The organism is Legionella londiniensis (assembly GCF_001467825.1).
GTDB classification, from domain to species: domain Bacteria; phylum Pseudomonadota; class Gammaproteobacteria; order Legionellales; family Legionellaceae; genus Legionella_A; species Legionella_A londiniensis.
The window spans coordinates 407,656-423,502 of the sequence record NZ_LNYK01000016.1 but is presented as its reverse complement, the minus strand read 5'-3'; the positions used below and the strand labels follow the sequence as shown (position 1 = coordinate 423,502).

Here is a 15,847-nt window from a genome sequence, read left to right as displayed (position 1 = left end):
TAGCCACTTCAACCTACTAACCACCCGCCGTCTGACTCTAGTTATTGTGAATAGAAGACCGGACAACTATCCTGACACGGCGGGAGATGCAGACTCCCAAATGGCTGATAAAAATCAATTCCATATTGTAGGGCGGTTAATATAGTATTGGTATTAGCACCCAGTCCCTTATTAAGTTCATTTTTAATGATTTCCTGGCAAAGCCATTTCTTCACGTCTTCCTGGGTTTGTGGATAAAAGGTAGCGGCTATTTTATTCACTGATCCAATAAGGTGAATATTGGGGAACTTGGCATAAAGTTCAGCAATTATTCTTGGCTCTCTTGTCATATACGCTTGTGCCATAATTTGCTCGCCAAGATGCAGACTCCCAAATGGCTGATAAAAATCAATTCCATATTGTAGGGCGGTTAATATAGTATTGGTATTAGCACCCAGTCTTTTATTAAGTTCATTTTTAATGATTTCCTGGCAAAGCCATTTCTTCACGTCTTCCTGGGTTTGTGGATAAAAGGTGGCGGCTATTTTATTCACTGATCCAATAAGGTGAATATTGGGGAACTTGGCATAAAGTTCAGCAATTATTCTTGGCTCTCTTGTCATATACGCTTGTGCCATAATTTGCTCGCCAAGATGCAGACTCCCAAATGGCTGATAAAAATCAATTCCATATTGTAAGGCGGTCAATACAGTATGGATATTGGCACTTAATCTTTTATTAAGTTCGTTTTTTATTACTTCCTGATAAAACCATTCTTTTGCTGCGGATCGGGCTTGTTTATCAAGTCCACTTATGATTTTCTCAACTACGGTAACGTAATCAACATTAGGATATTTCGCATAAATTTCTGCAATCGCTTTCGAATTTTTTGCAGCATACGCTTTAGCGAAAGCTACTTCATCTGAGGAATGCATCATCATGATGGTATCAAGACGTTCTTCCATAATTCTGTAATTTTCTCTATCAATATAAGATGCCAGGAAAGGAACAAATTTATTTAATTGCCTTTCTTCATGCACTTTTACGCTATAGTTGGATCCAAAAGGAGGAGCTATCACTTTTAATCCGTACTGTTGATTCATAATCTTCATATTTTTGTAATTAGAAAGTTCCATTTCGGATAATAGATTTTTATCAAGATTACAATCAATTGCCGCAGGCATGATTGTTTCTACTCTTGGGTCAACATGCAGTACGAATTGAGAAATCAGGGAAGAATTCTCTATCCGAATTGAATTGGAGGTAACAATATGATCAACCTGCTCAGGTATAAAATACGTTACATCGACTCTATCACGTGTTAATTGGGATTGCAGTTGTTTTTTGGAATGCCGGTTTGCATGATCGAGACAGACATCTAAGGCCTGAATATATTTGGCGCCACCTTTTGTTTGGATTTCGAAAACACTACTATTCGAGACAGGAACAAGACTTCCATTATCATCTACTACATAGCGGCCTACCTGATCGCTAGGCCTCTGAGAAAAAGTTGATGTGTTGTTATACACGACATCGATTGAAGAAGCAGTGCACTTGCTAATGACCTCTATTTTAGAGTCCTGTCCTCCTTGCACATAAAGTGAAACATTAAGAATCTCTTTTTTTTCATTGACAACTGAAAAAGAACTTAATACAAGATGAACATTATCCTGTAGATTTTTGGCTATTTTCTGAACTTCCTTGCATACCAAATTAAACTCGTCTTGAGTCAAAGGCGTTTTGCCATACAATGAAAATTCGTTTAACGACAGCCTGGTGATTTTATTCAAACTATCCTCTTTCAGTTTATAACTACGGTCATTCAAATGCAGACAGTAAGATTTTTTATGATAACAGTTGGCTATATCGGCTAAGGATTGGATATGATCAACCAAGCGGTTAATCATGCTGTGAGATGAGTAATGATTTGTATGACTCTTTGATTCACCATAAGAAAAACTTGGATTTTCCGGATAAACAACCAAATCTTTTATAAAAACGGGTAAATTTTCTTGCTTCTTACTTTTATCTAATCTGCGGCGCAAGCTTTGTTTTAATTTACTGTCTTTGTCAAGATGGTTATTCATAACAAACACATGCGCATATAAATAATATTAATTATATCATACAATATGACTTTAATTTTGCCATAAAGTGTGATTTTTAATCTTAAAGTGATCTCTGTGCTAAGCAAAAATTAAATATGAAGAGACGGATTGATGGGACATTTGGTTAGATATGCAAACTTTATCATGGCAATTTTACGCTGTTGTGGCATAATTCTACCTTGCAAAAATATCAGGATAAAGAACTATACCTGGCTTGTGTTAGTGGTTAAAAAACCTATGCATTTATATATTATCCGCCATTTACAAACTGACTGGAATAAAAAAGGCCTCTTGCAAGGCAGCCATGATCTCAGTATTTTACCTTTGGCTCCGGATGTTGCCGCTGCCGTTCAGAAACAGAAAAAAATCCTGGAAGAAAAAAGTAATGTTTTTGATTTGGTGTTAACAAGCTCCCTCTGCCGCACCCAGCAGACAGCCCTGGAATATGGCTTTTCAAATTTTTCCGTTGAACCGCTGGCCAACGAATTAAATTTTGGAAAATATGAGGGAAAATCGCGCGAACTATTAATTAAAGAACTCGGTCAAAAATGGTTTGATGATCCAAGGGAATTGATTTTAGGCGAGTCTATTCATAACCTTGAGTTGCGTATACGAGCCTTTTTAGAAAAATATCAGCATATCGGTCGGCTATTAATATTTGCTCATGGGAGCTGGACTCGGGCCATGATATCCTTTGTCCGATTCGGAAATCTTAAAATGATGAACCAGGTAGAGGTTTTAAATAATCAACTTGTTGAATTAACTTACCAAGAACATGCAGTGATATAACCGGAGGTCAAAATGGACAGCTTTTTAAAACTAGCCTCAAGGCAAGGCAAACCAAGAACAAAGGGGCTCACTGTCCTGATTGATAACGGGTATCCGCTTGCCTATTTTACAGATGTATTATCGAGCCATGGCCATCTGATAGACTACATAAAATTTGGATGGGGAACCGCCTATGTCACCAAGGATATTGTTAAAAAAGCAGAAGTAGCCAGAGAAAATAATATAGAAATTTTTCTGGGCGGCACATTTTTTGAAAAAGCCTATTTACAGAAAAAAATCGATGATTTTGTAAAGTATGCAAAAGCTCTTGGGTGCACACTGGTTGAGATATCTAATGGCACAATAGAAATGAGCAACCATGAAAAAGCGATGTTTATCGCAGACTTTGCATCTGAATTTGAAGTGTTCAGTGAGGTTGGATATAAAGACCAAACTCGATCGCAAGAACTTCACCCCGCTAAATGGATTGAGTTTATCAATGAGGATTTAAATGCTGGCGCTTCAAAAGTCATCACTGAAGCGCGGGAATCAGGAGCCAGCGGCATTTGCCGCAGTAATGGGGAGTTGCGTTATGGCTTGATTGAAGAAATCATCCATTCCGGAATTGATTTAAATTCTCTTATTTTTGAAGCACCCAATAAGGATTTACAGGTTTATTTTATAAAACACATCAACCATGAAGTGAACCTGGCTAATATTGCCTTTGATGATATCATTGCTCTTGAAACCTTACGCCTTGGTTTACGTTCCGATACATTATAATTAAGGAGTGTTTTACTATGAGAGACCCTATTCAGGTTTTTCATCTGGCCATACCCTGCTCCGATCTGGATGAAGCACAGGATTTCTATATCAATAAATTAGGGTGCAAGCTCGCCAGGCGCTATCACGATCGCATTACAGTAAATTTTTTTGGCGATCAGCTGGTTTGCCATTTAGCCCCGGAAGAAATTGATGCGCAACCTAAAATGTATCCACGCCATTTCGGCATAACATTTGTTGATAAATCGAAATTTGATGAGTTACACAGTAAGGCCAAAGAGAATAAAGCGCATTTCTTTCAGGATTTGTTTGTTAGATTTCCTGGCCGAAAGGAAGAACACTATACTTTTTTTCTTCAGGATCCTTCAAATAATTTATTGGAGTTTAAGTATTATCTTGACCCAGAGATGAAGTATTAATGGTTAAGGTTTTAATCCCGGAATACCTGGGGCAGCAGGTTTTATCTGGAATCCGAAGCTTATATAGAAATGGCGACAAATGCATCCTGGCAGGCCGCTCACACGGTTTTTTAGATAAAGTTTTTAAAAGTCGGGCGATTTGGCGGTTTGCCGATATCACGCCAAGCTCCGTAGATAGCCATCAATATATTCAAGATATTATAGGATTAAACCGCAGAGAGGAATTTGCTTTCATTTTACCCTTTGGGCTCTCGTCCTATTACGCTGTTGCAAAGCATGCCAAAGAGCTCGAACCCTATACCCGTTTCATGGTTAGTCCATTTTCTTCCTTTGCCATAGCTAATGATAAATTAAAAACTGCCCAACATTGCGCAAGCCTCGGCATCATAACTCCAAACACTTATTCCGAGTATGAAGAACAGGATTTAGCAAGCATTGCCAACCAGATCCAATACCCTGTCGTCATCAAGGCTCGTTCAGGCTCTGGCGTACGCAATCGGGTATTTTATGCAAATAACAGGCAGGAATTGTATCGTTATTATCAGATTTTATTTGATAATCAGGATAAGACCCCAGGGTTTGAATGGAAAAACCCTTTAATCCAGGAATATATTCCAGGAGAAATACATGATGCATGCACTTTATCTGCCAAGGGTGAAGTGATTACTGTATTAACTCAATGCAGAAAAATGATGTATCCTGTCTCTGGTGGGGTAGGAGCGCTTAATATTACAACGCACAACCCATCCCTGGCAAAGTTAAGTAAGAGATTATTAGAATCTTTAAACTGGCATGGGCCTGCGCAAATTGAGTTTAAATTTGATCCTCGCGACAAACAATATAAGCTGATTGAAATTAATCCTAAATTATGGGGAACATTGGATCTCTCTATTAAAGCGGGGGTTAATTTTCCAGTTTTAATTAGAAATTATTTATTGGAAGAAAAATTAAAAAAAGATATCCCTTATCCCGCCGATGTTGTCTATAAATTTTATTTTCCGCAGTACACTTTGGCATTTTTACAATTGCTGCTAAAAAGCCAGTTTAAATCTTATTCCGAAAAGCATAAAACACTTTACCGCGACTTTGATCCATCCGATCCAAGGCCTGATATCTTAAGAATCATTCGAACTTGCGCCCGTATATTGAAAGGCGATTGGTACAAATCAAGACAATAATATGCGCACAGCCTAATCAGTTGTAGCCTTGGCCATCTAAGCATAATCGGATGGTATTTTTTCACTATTATGGCATAATTCAGTCTTGCAAAAATAAACTGGATCAAGCATTCTCTTGCGATTGCATGATTTAATTCATTATGAGTAAGGAATTATGTGCGGGATATTTGGAATTGTAGCCGATCAAAGCTCTGAGTTCAGCACCAAATTGATGGATAATCTTATCCGAAAAATGTTTAAACTATCTGAATCAAGAGGAAAAGAAGCATCTGGATTTGCAGTCCGCACAGAAGATATACAGATCTACAAACAGCCTACCTCAGCCAGTCAACTGATTAAATCAGCCGAGTATCGCAAGCTGATGGGCAACGTGTTGCTTCAAGCTTCTCAAAACAATCGTCTGATAAAACCATTTGCCCTTATTGCCCATTCAAGACTGGTAACAAATGGCATTCAGGCTAATAATCATAATAATCAACCGGTTATGAATAACGGTTTGATAGGGATCCATAACGGCATTGTTGTCAATGTAGATGATTTATGGCAAAAACATACTGATCTTAAACGCAATAGCGATGTGGATTCTGAAGTTTTACTGGCATTGATTAATAAATTTTACCAGCAGAAAAAAAATCTTTTTGAGGCTGTTCAGGATGTGTTTAGCGAGATAGAAGGTGCTGCATCCTTTGCAGCTTTTTCTAACGATGAAGATTACCTGCTTCTCAGCACAAATACCGGGTCGTTTTATATTTGTTTTGACGAAGCGCGCCACATTTTATTATTTGCATCAGAGTCCTATATTCTGGAAGAAGCAAAAAAATTTCTTCAAGGTAAATTGGATGCCAAGGTTTTGCAAATCAAACCGTTTGAAGGTTATATACTTGGCATCAATGATTTTAATTTGCAGCATTTTAAGTTTGCAAAAAATATTGAACAACCAGCTTTTCAGGCATCGGCTTATATCCAAAAGCTCAATATAAAAGATCATTCCATTCAGGCCGAGGAAGCCAGGAACAGTCTAAGAAGATGCCAGCGCTGCATTTTGCCTGAAACGATGCCTTTTATCCGCTTTAATGCAAAGGGCATATGTAATTATTGTGAAAATTACCGCCCCATAAGCAAACATGGAGAAAAAAAATTATTCGAACGAGTTGAGCCATTTCGCAAAAAAAATGGGGATCCAGACTGCATATTAGCCTTTAGCGGAGGCCGTGACAGCTCTTATGGACTTCATTACATTACCAATGTGTTAAAAATGAAACCCATTGCATTTACCTATGACTGGGGGATGGTAACAGATTTAGCAAGACGAAACCAAGCCAGAATGTGCGGCAAATTGGGTATAGAGCATATTTTAATTTCTGCTGATATTAAGAAAAAACGCAGCCACATTCGAAAAAATATTCACGCATGGCTCAAAAAACCTTCTCTGGGAACAGTCCCTATCTTTATGGCCGGGGATAAACAATATATATCGTACCCTGGCGAGCTCAGAAAGCGCACAAACACAGAACTTGTATTTTACTGCCGTAACCAAATGGAAAAAACCAATTTTAAAACCGGCTTTTGCGGCGTGAATGAAGCAGGTAAATGGTATTATGAAATATCAGCCAGGGATAAATTAAAAATCATATCTTACTACTTAAAAGAATACATGACCAACTGGTCTTATTTTAATAGCTCTTTATTAGACACACTCGCCGGAGTATATCATTCCTTTTTTGTAGATAGAACCAACTATGTCCAGTTATTTAATTACCTGGATTGGGATGAAACGCTGATTAATAATACCTTAAAGGATGAGTACAACTGGGAATTTGCTACAGATACAAGCTCAAGCTGGCGAATTGGGGATGGTACAGCTGCTTTTTATAATTATATTTATTATACCGTCGCCGGATTTTCTGAAATTGACACATTCCGCAGCAACCAAATCCGTGAGGGGTTAATTACGAGGCAAGAGGCTTTGGAAACCGCAAAAATTGAAAACCAGCCTCGTTATCAATCTTTATTGGAATATGCCCGTATTATTGGTTTTGATTGCGATGACGCATTAAGGGTAATTAATGCCATGCCAAAATTATATTTGAAATAGTTGGTGAATATGAATTTATGTAAACCTGCTAAATATATTTTTTAATCATTGCATCAATCATTTTCTCAAAGCCTTAAGGCGGTTATGGATATAAAATTGAAAAAGAATTTATTATTATTACTAATAACATTGCTGTTCATTAGTTTTGCCATTTTCACCTTCAATAAAGATTTAATAAAAAAATTGTATACCTCCCAACCTGACTCGAATTATGAAGATAAAATTGCCTACTGGAAGTCAGAAGTTAATCGCGTTATCGAAGAACGAGAGCGCGGTGCATACATTGAAAATAGACTGGTAGATGCAACAGCAAACCTGCGTATTTACTCATATGCGTATTTTCCTGAATATCCTGAAATCTTTAACAAGCACAAGATATTTACTTTCCAGGAAAAAACCTGGGAAGATTTAAAAAACTCGGCTATCAGGCAATATGATATTTACAAAGATCATTTAAATTCCACATGGCATATAGATGGAAATTTATCCAAAGGAATTTATTTAATGAATACAGTGCATAACCTTTACCACGAATATGTTTCCAGTCCCAAAGGGCATCGCAACGCAAGGGAAAATCAACAGAACATGCATCCTGAGACTTACCTTAAAGCAGAGCATGGAGATTGTAAAGATTATGCAATGCTGCTCTACATGTTATTTAATTCTACCGGGATACCGGCAAAACAGGTAGGCACAGGCGATCATGTCTATATAGAGGCAAGTATCGATGGCCAAAATTATATTTTTGACCCAACTTTTAATTTTTATACCAGGCAAACCAATCAAAATTTTCTAAACCAGAGCCTTAATCAACAGATTGATTACCATTTATTTCCTTACATTCCAGATGTGGATCGCATAGATAACGCCAAATTAATACTTCCAAATAACTTATATGTTTACCTTTATACGCGCGGTCGAATTTTTCGAGGAAAAGAAGAAAAAAATTATCTGGCAGTGAATCAATATCCAAAATGGATAAAACAAAACTATATACCAGTCAAAACAATTAGAAATGGATAAATCTAAGCATTAAACAATTAATACAACAGCCTGTTTGAAAAACCAAACGAAATTTTACCTAAAATACCTGCAAAACTACGAAAAGGGACATCATGAAAATTTTAATTTTAAACTGCTTTAGTCGTAATGCCCTTGCTGTCATTAACAGTATTGATTCCAGTTATACCATTATAGGCGGTGTGAACCACAGCAAAGGTTACCGAAAATGGATGCAAAAAAATCTATTTTACAGCAAACGGCTCTCCCAGATAGAAGAATATGCCAATCCCGCGGAAGACAAGAACCAATTTTTTCAAGATTTAATTAAAATTTGTAACCGGCACAAAATTGATGCCATTTTCCCCACCGGTACAACTGCGACAAATTATCTTTCCTATTTTAAAAAAGACTTGCAAAACCAAGTTAAAGCCAGAATTCTTGTAGAGGATTATGACACATTCAGCCAATTAACAGACAAATGGGAAACTTACAATTTATGTAAAAAAATAGGTATACCAGTTCCTAAAACCGTTTTATTTGCAAACAAACCTGAAACCATCGAAGAAATTAAACAACTGAGCTTTCCAATAATTGCAAAACCGAGAATTTCCTACGCGTCTCATGGAGTTTTATTTTTTAATACAATCAGTGAATTTCAAGCCTCAATTGATAAATTAACTGGCTTTCAAGATCCAGGCTCTGATATTCATGAGCCATACATTATTCAAGAAGTCATCCAGGGCAGTTTGCATGATGTTGCCCTCTGCGCATACGAGGGAAAACCAGCCATGATGCTGAGCCAACAGCGCGTGATGACGCTTCGGGATTTTGGCGGCGGCGGCATCATCAACCTGACCACGTATGAACCAGAAATGATGGAATATGCCAAGGGCTTAATTAGGGAACTCAAATGGAATGGGCCTGCTCTTTTTGATTTTATTAAAACAAAGGACAACCAGTACTATTTGCTTGAAATCAACCCCAAAATATGGGGAACAACACGATTAACCGTTGAGGCAGGCATGAATCTTCCCCAAGCTATGATTGATTTATTTGTATTGGACAAAGCTTTCACTGAAAAAACTGAGTATGAAAAAAATCTATTATACAAGTGGATGTTCCCGGAGTGCATGGCAGCCTGGTTTTTACAGCCATTTTCTTTTGACAGAATTCTTCAAAGGATTAAAAAAAGTTTTAATAATTACAACGCATCAAGAGTTTGCACAAATATACGATCCGGGGATCTAAGGCATTTAATTGGTATCATTTTGGAAAAAGCTAATTGAATTTGCGCTATAAGGCAGTTTGTCTCAAACCCAGGTAAACCCTGATGCTCTCCATTTTGTCGCCCCTGCGAGAATCCATCTTTAGCGAAGTGTGGAATGAAGCTGAGCTATGGATTCCAGCCTTCGCGATATGAATGATTTAGTATTGAATAATCAATTTGGATTTTTCACCATGGAGTTAAGGAAATATGAAAAAAATAATATTACCGATATGTCTCATATTTAGCCCTGTTCTTTCTTTTAGTCATAACATTGAATCCACACAAAGCTCTAATAAAATTACTGTTGAAGTAGATGTTAATTTTGGCCAGGATCTCGGTCAAAATTTCGGCACGTTTTTTGAAGCGCGGGATGTCAAAACTGGCAAGTTGCTGTTCGGCGCAGGTTTTCCGGCAACCTATAATACACGTTTTCAGAATGATCGGTATCAAATGCAGTTTTTTATACGGACTCAAAAATTTAAAAAGCAGCATAAACTCTCAACTTTTCCAAGGCCTTCAAACATGTATGCCCAGAGTTATTTATATAGCATCAATAACAACCTTCGCATGGCATATTTTCAACATGATGATCTTGTATTTGATAAAAAAAGTAAATCGTGGGTGGATGAACAAACACATCTAAGGCAGGGATCGAACAATATCTATACCCTAAGAGGGAAAACGCTTACATTCCAAGATGACAAGTTACTGTATGATGAAAAAATTATCCTCGATCTCTCTGAGTCTAAGAAAAATGATGAAGAATACAAATTTTCATACTACGCTCAGGGACATATTTTTCTTTCTCGTCATTCAAAGAAAAATGCCTCGCTCATTGCCATTCCTTGGACTCCCTATTCAGAATCTCTTCCCAGCATTGAACGCGCAATTACATTAAACACAAAGAGATTTTCACTGATTTACAGTAATGGGCAATTAAATAGTGAAGTGGTGGCGTGCACCAACACTGGCGGAATTTATTCATTTAAGAATAAAAAATGGAAAATCCTGCGAAATCCTGATGGTAATAGTTATCAAGTATACTCCATGATTACCTATAATAACCGCCTTCTGATGGGACAATATCCAAGCGGTTTTTTACTTGAATATGATGGCAAAAATATTATCACGCACCAAAATTGGCCTCCAGTTCCGGAAAATGCATCACCTAGCGCCAGAGAATTACAAACAACTGCAATTTATCGCGGCGAACTTTTTGCAGGCGTATGGCCTTGGGCTGAATTATGGCGCCTTGATCCCGATACCAATAAATGGATAGCAATGGGCCGCCTTTTTAAATCACCTTCAGTGACCATGAATCCAATTCATCCCTATGAGCAAGAAGCTAGCGCAAGTGGAGCAACACGTAACCAGCTTGGCCAGAGAATTACGTCAATGATTCCCTTTGGGGATAGCCTGCTCATGGGTACTTCCTGGAAAACTGGGGAAAATACAATTGATAAATATAAATTTAGCTTAATAAGCAAAAGTAAACGTGATGAATACGGAGCACTCCACCGGCTAAAGATGCCAGGTAGCATAGTAGGTGGGTTTGTTTGGAAAGATGAGCCTGTTAAGCTTAAATTTGTTGCCCAGGGGAATGAGATGGCCATCTGGCAAGATGGGAAGAAAATTGCATCAACTTCAATTGATCCCAAAATACTTAAAGATATCCCAGAATATGAAATATATTTGGGCAAGGGTGTTTTTGGAAAGTTTACTGGGCAAATAAAAATAAGTAATGCTTAGTCACTGCACTTGTCACTGGTTTAAAAACTTAATCCCCCCTTTATAAATATAGGGAGGATTATTGTTTGATAGTATTACAAAATCCAGAGAATGTTGCCCAGCACGTAATAGATCAGTAACCCAGATTAGACGAAGTCGTAATCTGGGATTTTTGCTTTCTGGTTCCCGCATTATGCGTAGGCTGCACTAATGCCAGCAAAGCCGCTTATTCACGTATTATCTGCTGCTGATTCAGCTTATATTTTAACCCTGTATGAGTACAAACTGTTTCAGCAATGCCTTGTAACGGCAAATCCAACTGTTCGCCAAATTCACTCATCCAGCCGATTTGCCGTGCCGGCACGCCAACCATGAGCGCATAATCAGGCACATCGCGATTAACCACAGCACCTGCGCCAATAAACGCATATTTGCCGATGGTGATACCGCAAACAATCGTACAATTTGCACCCAGCGTCGCACCTTGCTTGACAAGCGTATTTCGGTACTCGTCTTTGCGGGATACTGCAGAGCGCGGATTGTATACATTGGTAAATACCATGCTTGGGCCGCAGAACACATCATCTTCCAAAGTAACGTTATCATAAACCGAAACATTATTTTGAATTTTCACATTATTGCCGATCACCACCCGGTTACCGACGTACACATTCTGTCCCAAACTGCAACGCTCACCAATTTTCGCCCCACTGCTCACATGCACCCAGTGCCAAATGCGCGTGCCCTGCCCTATTTGCGCACCCGCATCGATGATAGCTGATTCGTGTGCCTGGTATGATGTCATCTTATAACTCCAAAGGTAAATGCACAGTCTGGTTATCGCGAGCGGCGCGATAGGCGGCAATCAGAAGCTCCAGCGAGGTTAATCCTTCGCGGCCGTCAACCAGAGCGGTTTCCTTGCCTTGCAGGCAGTTGATGACATTATCGTAATAGAGCGGATGGCCAAACCCGTATACAGAAGTTGTCTCATAACTGGCATTTTGAATTTGCTCATCTTCGGGGCGCTTGTCGGCAAATTCCCAGTGCTGAATCTCATTAACTGCCAAACCGCCGACTCTAACCGTGCCTTTTTCACCGAGGATGGTAATTGAGCCTTCAAAATTTTTAGGATAAGTCAGCATGGTGACACTCACAGATCCCATAGCGCCATTTCGCCAGCGGATGTTTAAAACGCCTGAATCTTCTGCCTGAATTTTTCTTGCTAGAGTTCCCATCATGGCCTGAACGGATTGTACCGGGCCTAAAAGCCAGTGAATTAAATCAATATAATGGCTGGCCTGATTCATAAAGGCGCCGCCATCCAGCTCCCAGGTACCACGCCAACCGCCGCCTTGGTCATAATAATCCTGTGGCCTTGTCCAGAACACATTGATATTGGCCATATAAATGCGCCCAAAGCGTCCTTCATCAATCGCATTTTTTAAAAGTTTTAGCGTTGCATTCATGCGGTTTTGCTTTACCACAAAAAGACGAACACCCGCTTCATCACAGGCATTGACCATGTTAAGCCCGTCCTGCCAACGCGTCGCCATAGGCTTTTCAGTGATCACATGGCGTCCGGATTCTGCAATCTTCATTGTTTGTATGGGATGAAGCCCGCTTGGCGTACATACGGTCACGATATCAGCATTGACAAAGCGAAGCATCTCATCAAGGTTGCTATAAGCATCAACGCCATATTCATCTGCTGCTTTTCGTAAGGCTTCCCTGTCCGTGTCGCATACAGCGGTCAGGTTTAGGCGGTTTTTATGCTGCTCTATGGCCTGCAGATGATTTTTGGAAATGCGCCCGCAGCCTACCAATGCAATATTGATTGTTCTGTCTTTAATAATCCAGGGGGTCTTATTCATCTTAGGCACTCACAATATTGTCCTGTTTAAACTGCTTAAATGCACCTCTGGTATCAACAATAAGATTTGCATTTGCCGCAATGAGGGAATAGTCAAAAGCCCGATGCGCTGTGGCCAAGATTACGCAGTCATAATTGCGTAATTCTTCTGCTGTAAGAGATACACTGTGCAAGTCAAAATGGTGCACGCGCATGGCTGGGAAAAAAGGCACGTGCGGATCAGAATAAGCGACTTTAGCACCCTTTTCCTGCAAAAGCTCCATGATCTCAATTGATGGCGATTCGCGCATATCATCCACATCCCGCTTGTATGCGATGCCAAGAATTAAAATTTTACTGTTTTTGATGGCAAGCTCTCTCTTGTTGAGCGCATCACTTACCTTATTGACCACCCAGTGGGGCATGGCGCTATTGATTTCGCCGGCTAATTCGATAAAGCGGGTATGCAGGCCATATTCACGTGCTTTCCAGGTAAGATAAAATGGATCAATAGGAATACAATGCCCGCCAATTCCAGGCCCCGGATAATAGGGAACAAAGCCAAAAGGCTTGGTCGCTGCCGCATCGATTACTTCATAAATATCAATGCCCATTTTATCGGCCAGAATTTTCATCTCATTGACAAGACCGATGTTGACTGAGCGATGAATGTTTTCCAAAAGCTTGGTCATTTCAGCGACTTTGGCCGAAGATACCTTAACCACTTTTTCAATAATAGCGGAATATAAAATATGACCTGCTTTAGCGCAATTAGGGGTATCACCGCCACAAACCTTGGGGATAGTTGCCGTTGTATAGTGCGCATTACCCGGGTCTTCGCGTTCAGGGGAGTAAACAAGAAAAACATCTTCACCGATGGTCAGGCCAGTACTTTCTATACGCGGCTTTAATTCTTCTTCAGTCGTCCCGGGATAGGTTGTGCTTTCAAGGGAAATCAGCTGCCCTTTGCGGATATGGGGAAGCAGAGAATCCATAGTCTGCAGGACATAAGTTAAATCAGGCTCGCGATATTTGTTTAAAGGAGTCGGTACGCAAAGAATGACCGCATCTGCATCAAAGCTTTTAGAGAAGTCGGAAGTGGCATGGATTCTTCCTTTTACTTTTGCAATTTCACTTGAGGGAATATGTTGGATATAGGATTTGCCTTGATTTAAGGATGCATTTTTTTGCTCATCCACATCAATGCCGATAACCCGATAACCAACATCGGCAAAGCGCAGCATGAGCGGCAAACCTACATATCCCAACCCGACAATACAAATAATGGCTTCTTTATTATTAACTTTTTCGATGAAGCTATTTAGCATAATGTTCCCTTATTTTTTATGTAAAATGAACGCGACGCAAGGCGCGCAAATCCTGTTTTAAGCTGGTTCCGCTTCTCTCATCAGCACTTCAGCCAGTGCTTTGCATATTTTTTGCTGGTCTTCTAATGTCAAATAAGGATGCATGGGAATGCTCATCACGCGGCTTGCAGCCTTTTCAGCCACAGGGAAGCTTTGCGGCTCAGGATATAATTCCTTAAAAACAGGCTGCTCATGCAGGCCAATTGGATAGTGAACCGCAGTGGGAATGTCTCTTTCCTGCAATTTTTGCTGCACTACCTCACGGTCAGAAACTTCGATGGTGTACTGAGCAAATACGCTGGTGTTATGGGACTCAATAAAAGGCTTTTTTAAACCGGCAGGAAGCAGCCTTGCATAGCGTTCGGCAACCTTTTCGCGCAATTGAATTTCTTCAGGGAAAATGGCCAGCTTTTCCAACAAGACCGCAGCTTGCAAAGTATCCAGGCGGCCATTAATGCCAAGGCGGGTATGGCAATAACGCTTTGATTGTCCATGAGTTCGTATTTCACTCATCCGTTTTGCAAGCTCGGCATCATGGGTAAAGCAGGCTCCGCCATCGCCAAAACACCCCAGAGGCTTTGAGGGGAAAAAGCTTGTGCAGCCAATGGTTGTCAAACTGCAGGATTTTCGGCCTTTGTATGTCGCGCCAAAACTTTGCGCTGCGTCTTCAATAACTGGTAAATTATGCCGTTCCGCAATTGCATTAATGGCATCAAAATCAGCACATTGCCCATAGAGGCTCACAGGCATGATTGCTTTGGTTCTCGGAGTAATCGCTGCTTCAATTAAGCCGGCATTGATGTTATAGGTATTTGGGTCAATATCCACAAATACGGGTTTAGCTCCCAAAAGCGCTATTACTTCAGCGGTAGCAAAAAAACTAAAGGGAGTTGTAATGACTTCATCGCCGGCGCCTATGCCAAGCGCCATAAGGGCGATTAATAAGGCATCGGTACCGCTGGCAACTGCCAGCGCATGCTCAACGCCGGTAAATTTGGCCAATGCCTCTTCAAGCTCCGTCACCTCAGGCCCCATAATATAGGCACCATGGTTCAACACACTTTGAAAACGTGCCACGAGCTCGCTTTCAATGCGGCTTGTTTGGGTTTTTAAATCAATGAATTGCATAGGGACTCCCGCTGACCCGTCCTGGTTGATAAACATCGCGCTATTATAAACACAGAGGCCGTTGGTTACAATTGTTGATCAATGCCTTAGTCAAGATTGAGCCAATATGAAATAATAAAAATCTAAATTATTTTTTTATTATAACGATATTCGCATTAAGCATAATACACGTTATA

General features: G+C 39.8%; 13 protein-coding genes. 8 read left to right on the top strand and 5 right to left on the bottom strand.

Going from position 1 to position 15,847, the window contains the following annotated elements:
• Positions 1-41: 41 nt before the first annotated feature.
• A complete protein-coding gene (locus Llon_RS07695) occupies positions 42-2,075 on the bottom strand; it encodes a VirB8 family type IV secretion system protein (RefSeq protein ID WP_162261949.1) in 2,034 nt (677 codons plus the stop codon).
• A gap of 249 nt (positions 2,076-2,324) precedes the next feature.
• Between Llon_RS07695 and Llon_RS07690 the strand changes: the two genes are divergently transcribed.
• The 8 genes from Llon_RS07690 (at position 2,325) to Llon_RS07655 (ending at position 11,348) form a co-directional block, all read left to right on the top strand.
• Positions 2,325-2,876: a histidine phosphatase family protein gene (locus tag Llon_RS07690; protein WP_058529499.1), complete on the top strand. Its 552-nt coding sequence runs from the start codon at positions 2,325-2,327 to the stop codon at positions 2,874-2,876.
• A gap of 12 nt (positions 2,877-2,888) precedes the next feature.
• Complete coding sequence (locus tag Llon_RS07685) at positions 2,889-3,638, top strand: phosphosulfolactate synthase (RefSeq protein WP_058529465.1); 750 nt, start codon at positions 2,889-2,891, stop codon at positions 3,636-3,638.
• A 17-nt stretch (positions 3,639-3,655) separates the two neighbouring features.
• Positions 3,656-4,057: a VOC family protein gene (locus Llon_RS07680; protein ID WP_058529464.1), complete on the top strand. Its 402-nt coding sequence runs from the start codon at positions 3,656-3,658 to the stop codon at positions 4,055-4,057.
• Entirely contained in the window at positions 4,057-5,235 is a 1,179-nt protein-coding gene (locus Llon_RS07675) for a carboxylate--amine ligase (RefSeq protein ID WP_058529463.1), read from the top strand. Before Llon_RS07680 ends, Llon_RS07675 begins: the two co-directional genes overlap by 1 nt.
• A 154-nt stretch (positions 5,236-5,389) precedes the next feature.
• Entirely contained in the window at positions 5,390-7,330 is a 1,941-nt protein-coding gene (locus tag Llon_RS07670) for a hypothetical protein (protein ID WP_058529462.1), read from the top strand.
• A 96-nt stretch (positions 7,331-7,426) separates the two neighbouring features.
• A complete protein-coding gene (locus tag Llon_RS07665) occupies positions 7,427-8,353 on the top strand; it encodes a transglutaminase domain-containing protein (protein ID WP_162261948.1) in 927 nt (308 codons plus the stop codon).
• Positions 8,354-8,445: 92 nt separating this feature from the next.
• Positions 8,446-9,618, top strand: coding sequence for an ATP-grasp domain-containing protein (locus tag Llon_RS07660; RefSeq protein ID WP_058529460.1), 1,173 nt, complete (start codon positions 8,446-8,448; stop codon positions 9,616-9,618).
• Positions 9,619-9,806: 188 nt separating this feature from the next.
• Positions 9,807-11,348, top strand: a complete 1,542-nt coding sequence (locus Llon_RS07655; protein ID WP_058529459.1) for a Kelch repeat-containing protein — start codon at positions 9,807-9,809, stop codon at positions 11,346-11,348.
• Positions 11,349-11,553: 205 nt separating this feature from the next.
• On the opposite strand, the gene Llon_RS07650 is transcribed toward Llon_RS07655, so the two are convergent.
• Genes Llon_RS07650 through Llon_RS07635 form a run of 4 tightly spaced genes read right to left on the bottom strand, consistent with a single transcriptional unit; the run spans position 11,554 to position 15,671 of the window.
• Positions 11,554-12,132, bottom strand: coding sequence for an acyltransferase (locus tag Llon_RS07650; RefSeq protein ID WP_058529458.1), 579 nt, complete (start codon positions 12,130-12,132; stop codon positions 11,554-11,556).
• 1 nt (position 12,133) lies between these two features.
• The gene (locus tag Llon_RS07645; protein ID WP_058529457.1) at positions 12,134-13,198 is read right to left on the bottom strand and encodes a Gfo/Idh/MocA family protein; all 1,065 of its coding nucleotides are present in this window, start codon (positions 13,196-13,198) and stop codon (positions 12,134-12,136) included.
• Between the two features lies 1 nt (position 13,199).
• Complete coding sequence (locus Llon_RS07640; RefSeq protein WP_058529456.1) at positions 13,200-14,504, bottom strand: nucleotide sugar dehydrogenase; 1,305 nt, start codon at positions 14,502-14,504, stop codon at positions 13,200-13,202.
• A 57-nt stretch (positions 14,505-14,561) separates the two neighbouring features.
• On the bottom strand, positions 14,562-15,671 hold the full coding sequence (locus Llon_RS07635; RefSeq protein WP_058529455.1) for a DegT/DnrJ/EryC1/StrS family aminotransferase: 1,110 nt from the start codon (positions 15,669-15,671) through the stop codon (positions 14,562-14,564).
• Positions 15,672-15,847 lie beyond the last annotated feature (176 nt).

What these genes read in the sequence shown, in the direction of transcription:
- Llon_RS07650 (WP_058529458.1), bottom strand. Translation starts at nt 12,132, where the DNA reads ATGACATCATACCAGGCACACGAATCAGCTATCATCGATGCGGGTGCG.
- Llon_RS07685 (WP_058529465.1), top strand. Translation starts at nt 2,889, where the DNA reads ATGGACAGCTTTTTAAAACTAGCCTCAAGGCAAGGCAAACCAAGAACA.
- Llon_RS07645 (WP_058529457.1), bottom strand. Translation starts at nt 13,198, where the DNA reads ATGAATAAGACCCCCTGGATTATTAAAGACAGAACAATCAATATTGCA.
- Llon_RS07675 (WP_058529463.1), top strand. Translation starts at nt 4,057, where the DNA reads ATGGTTAAGGTTTTAATCCCGGAATACCTGGGGCAGCAGGTTTTATCT.
- Llon_RS07690 (WP_058529499.1), top strand. Translation starts at nt 2,325, where the DNA reads ATGCATTTATATATTATCCGCCATTTACAAACTGACTGGAATAAAAAA.
- Llon_RS07680 (WP_058529464.1), top strand. Translation starts at nt 3,656, where the DNA reads ATGAGAGACCCTATTCAGGTTTTTCATCTGGCCATACCCTGCTCCGAT.
- Llon_RS07660 (WP_058529460.1), top strand. Translation starts at nt 8,446, where the DNA reads ATGAAAATTTTAATTTTAAACTGCTTTAGTCGTAATGCCCTTGCTGTC.
- Llon_RS07670 (WP_058529462.1), top strand. Translation starts at nt 5,390, where the DNA reads ATGTGCGGGATATTTGGAATTGTAGCCGATCAAAGCTCTGAGTTCAGC.
- Llon_RS07655 (WP_058529459.1), top strand. Translation starts at nt 9,807, where the DNA reads ATGAAAAAAATAATATTACCGATATGTCTCATATTTAGCCCTGTTCTT.
- Llon_RS07640 (WP_058529456.1), bottom strand. Translation starts at nt 14,504, where the DNA reads ATGCTAAATAGCTTCATCGAAAAAGTTAATAATAAAGAAGCCATTATT.
- Llon_RS07635 (WP_058529455.1), bottom strand. Translation starts at nt 15,671, where the DNA reads ATGCAATTCATTGATTTAAAAACCCAAACAAGCCGCATTGAAAGCGAG.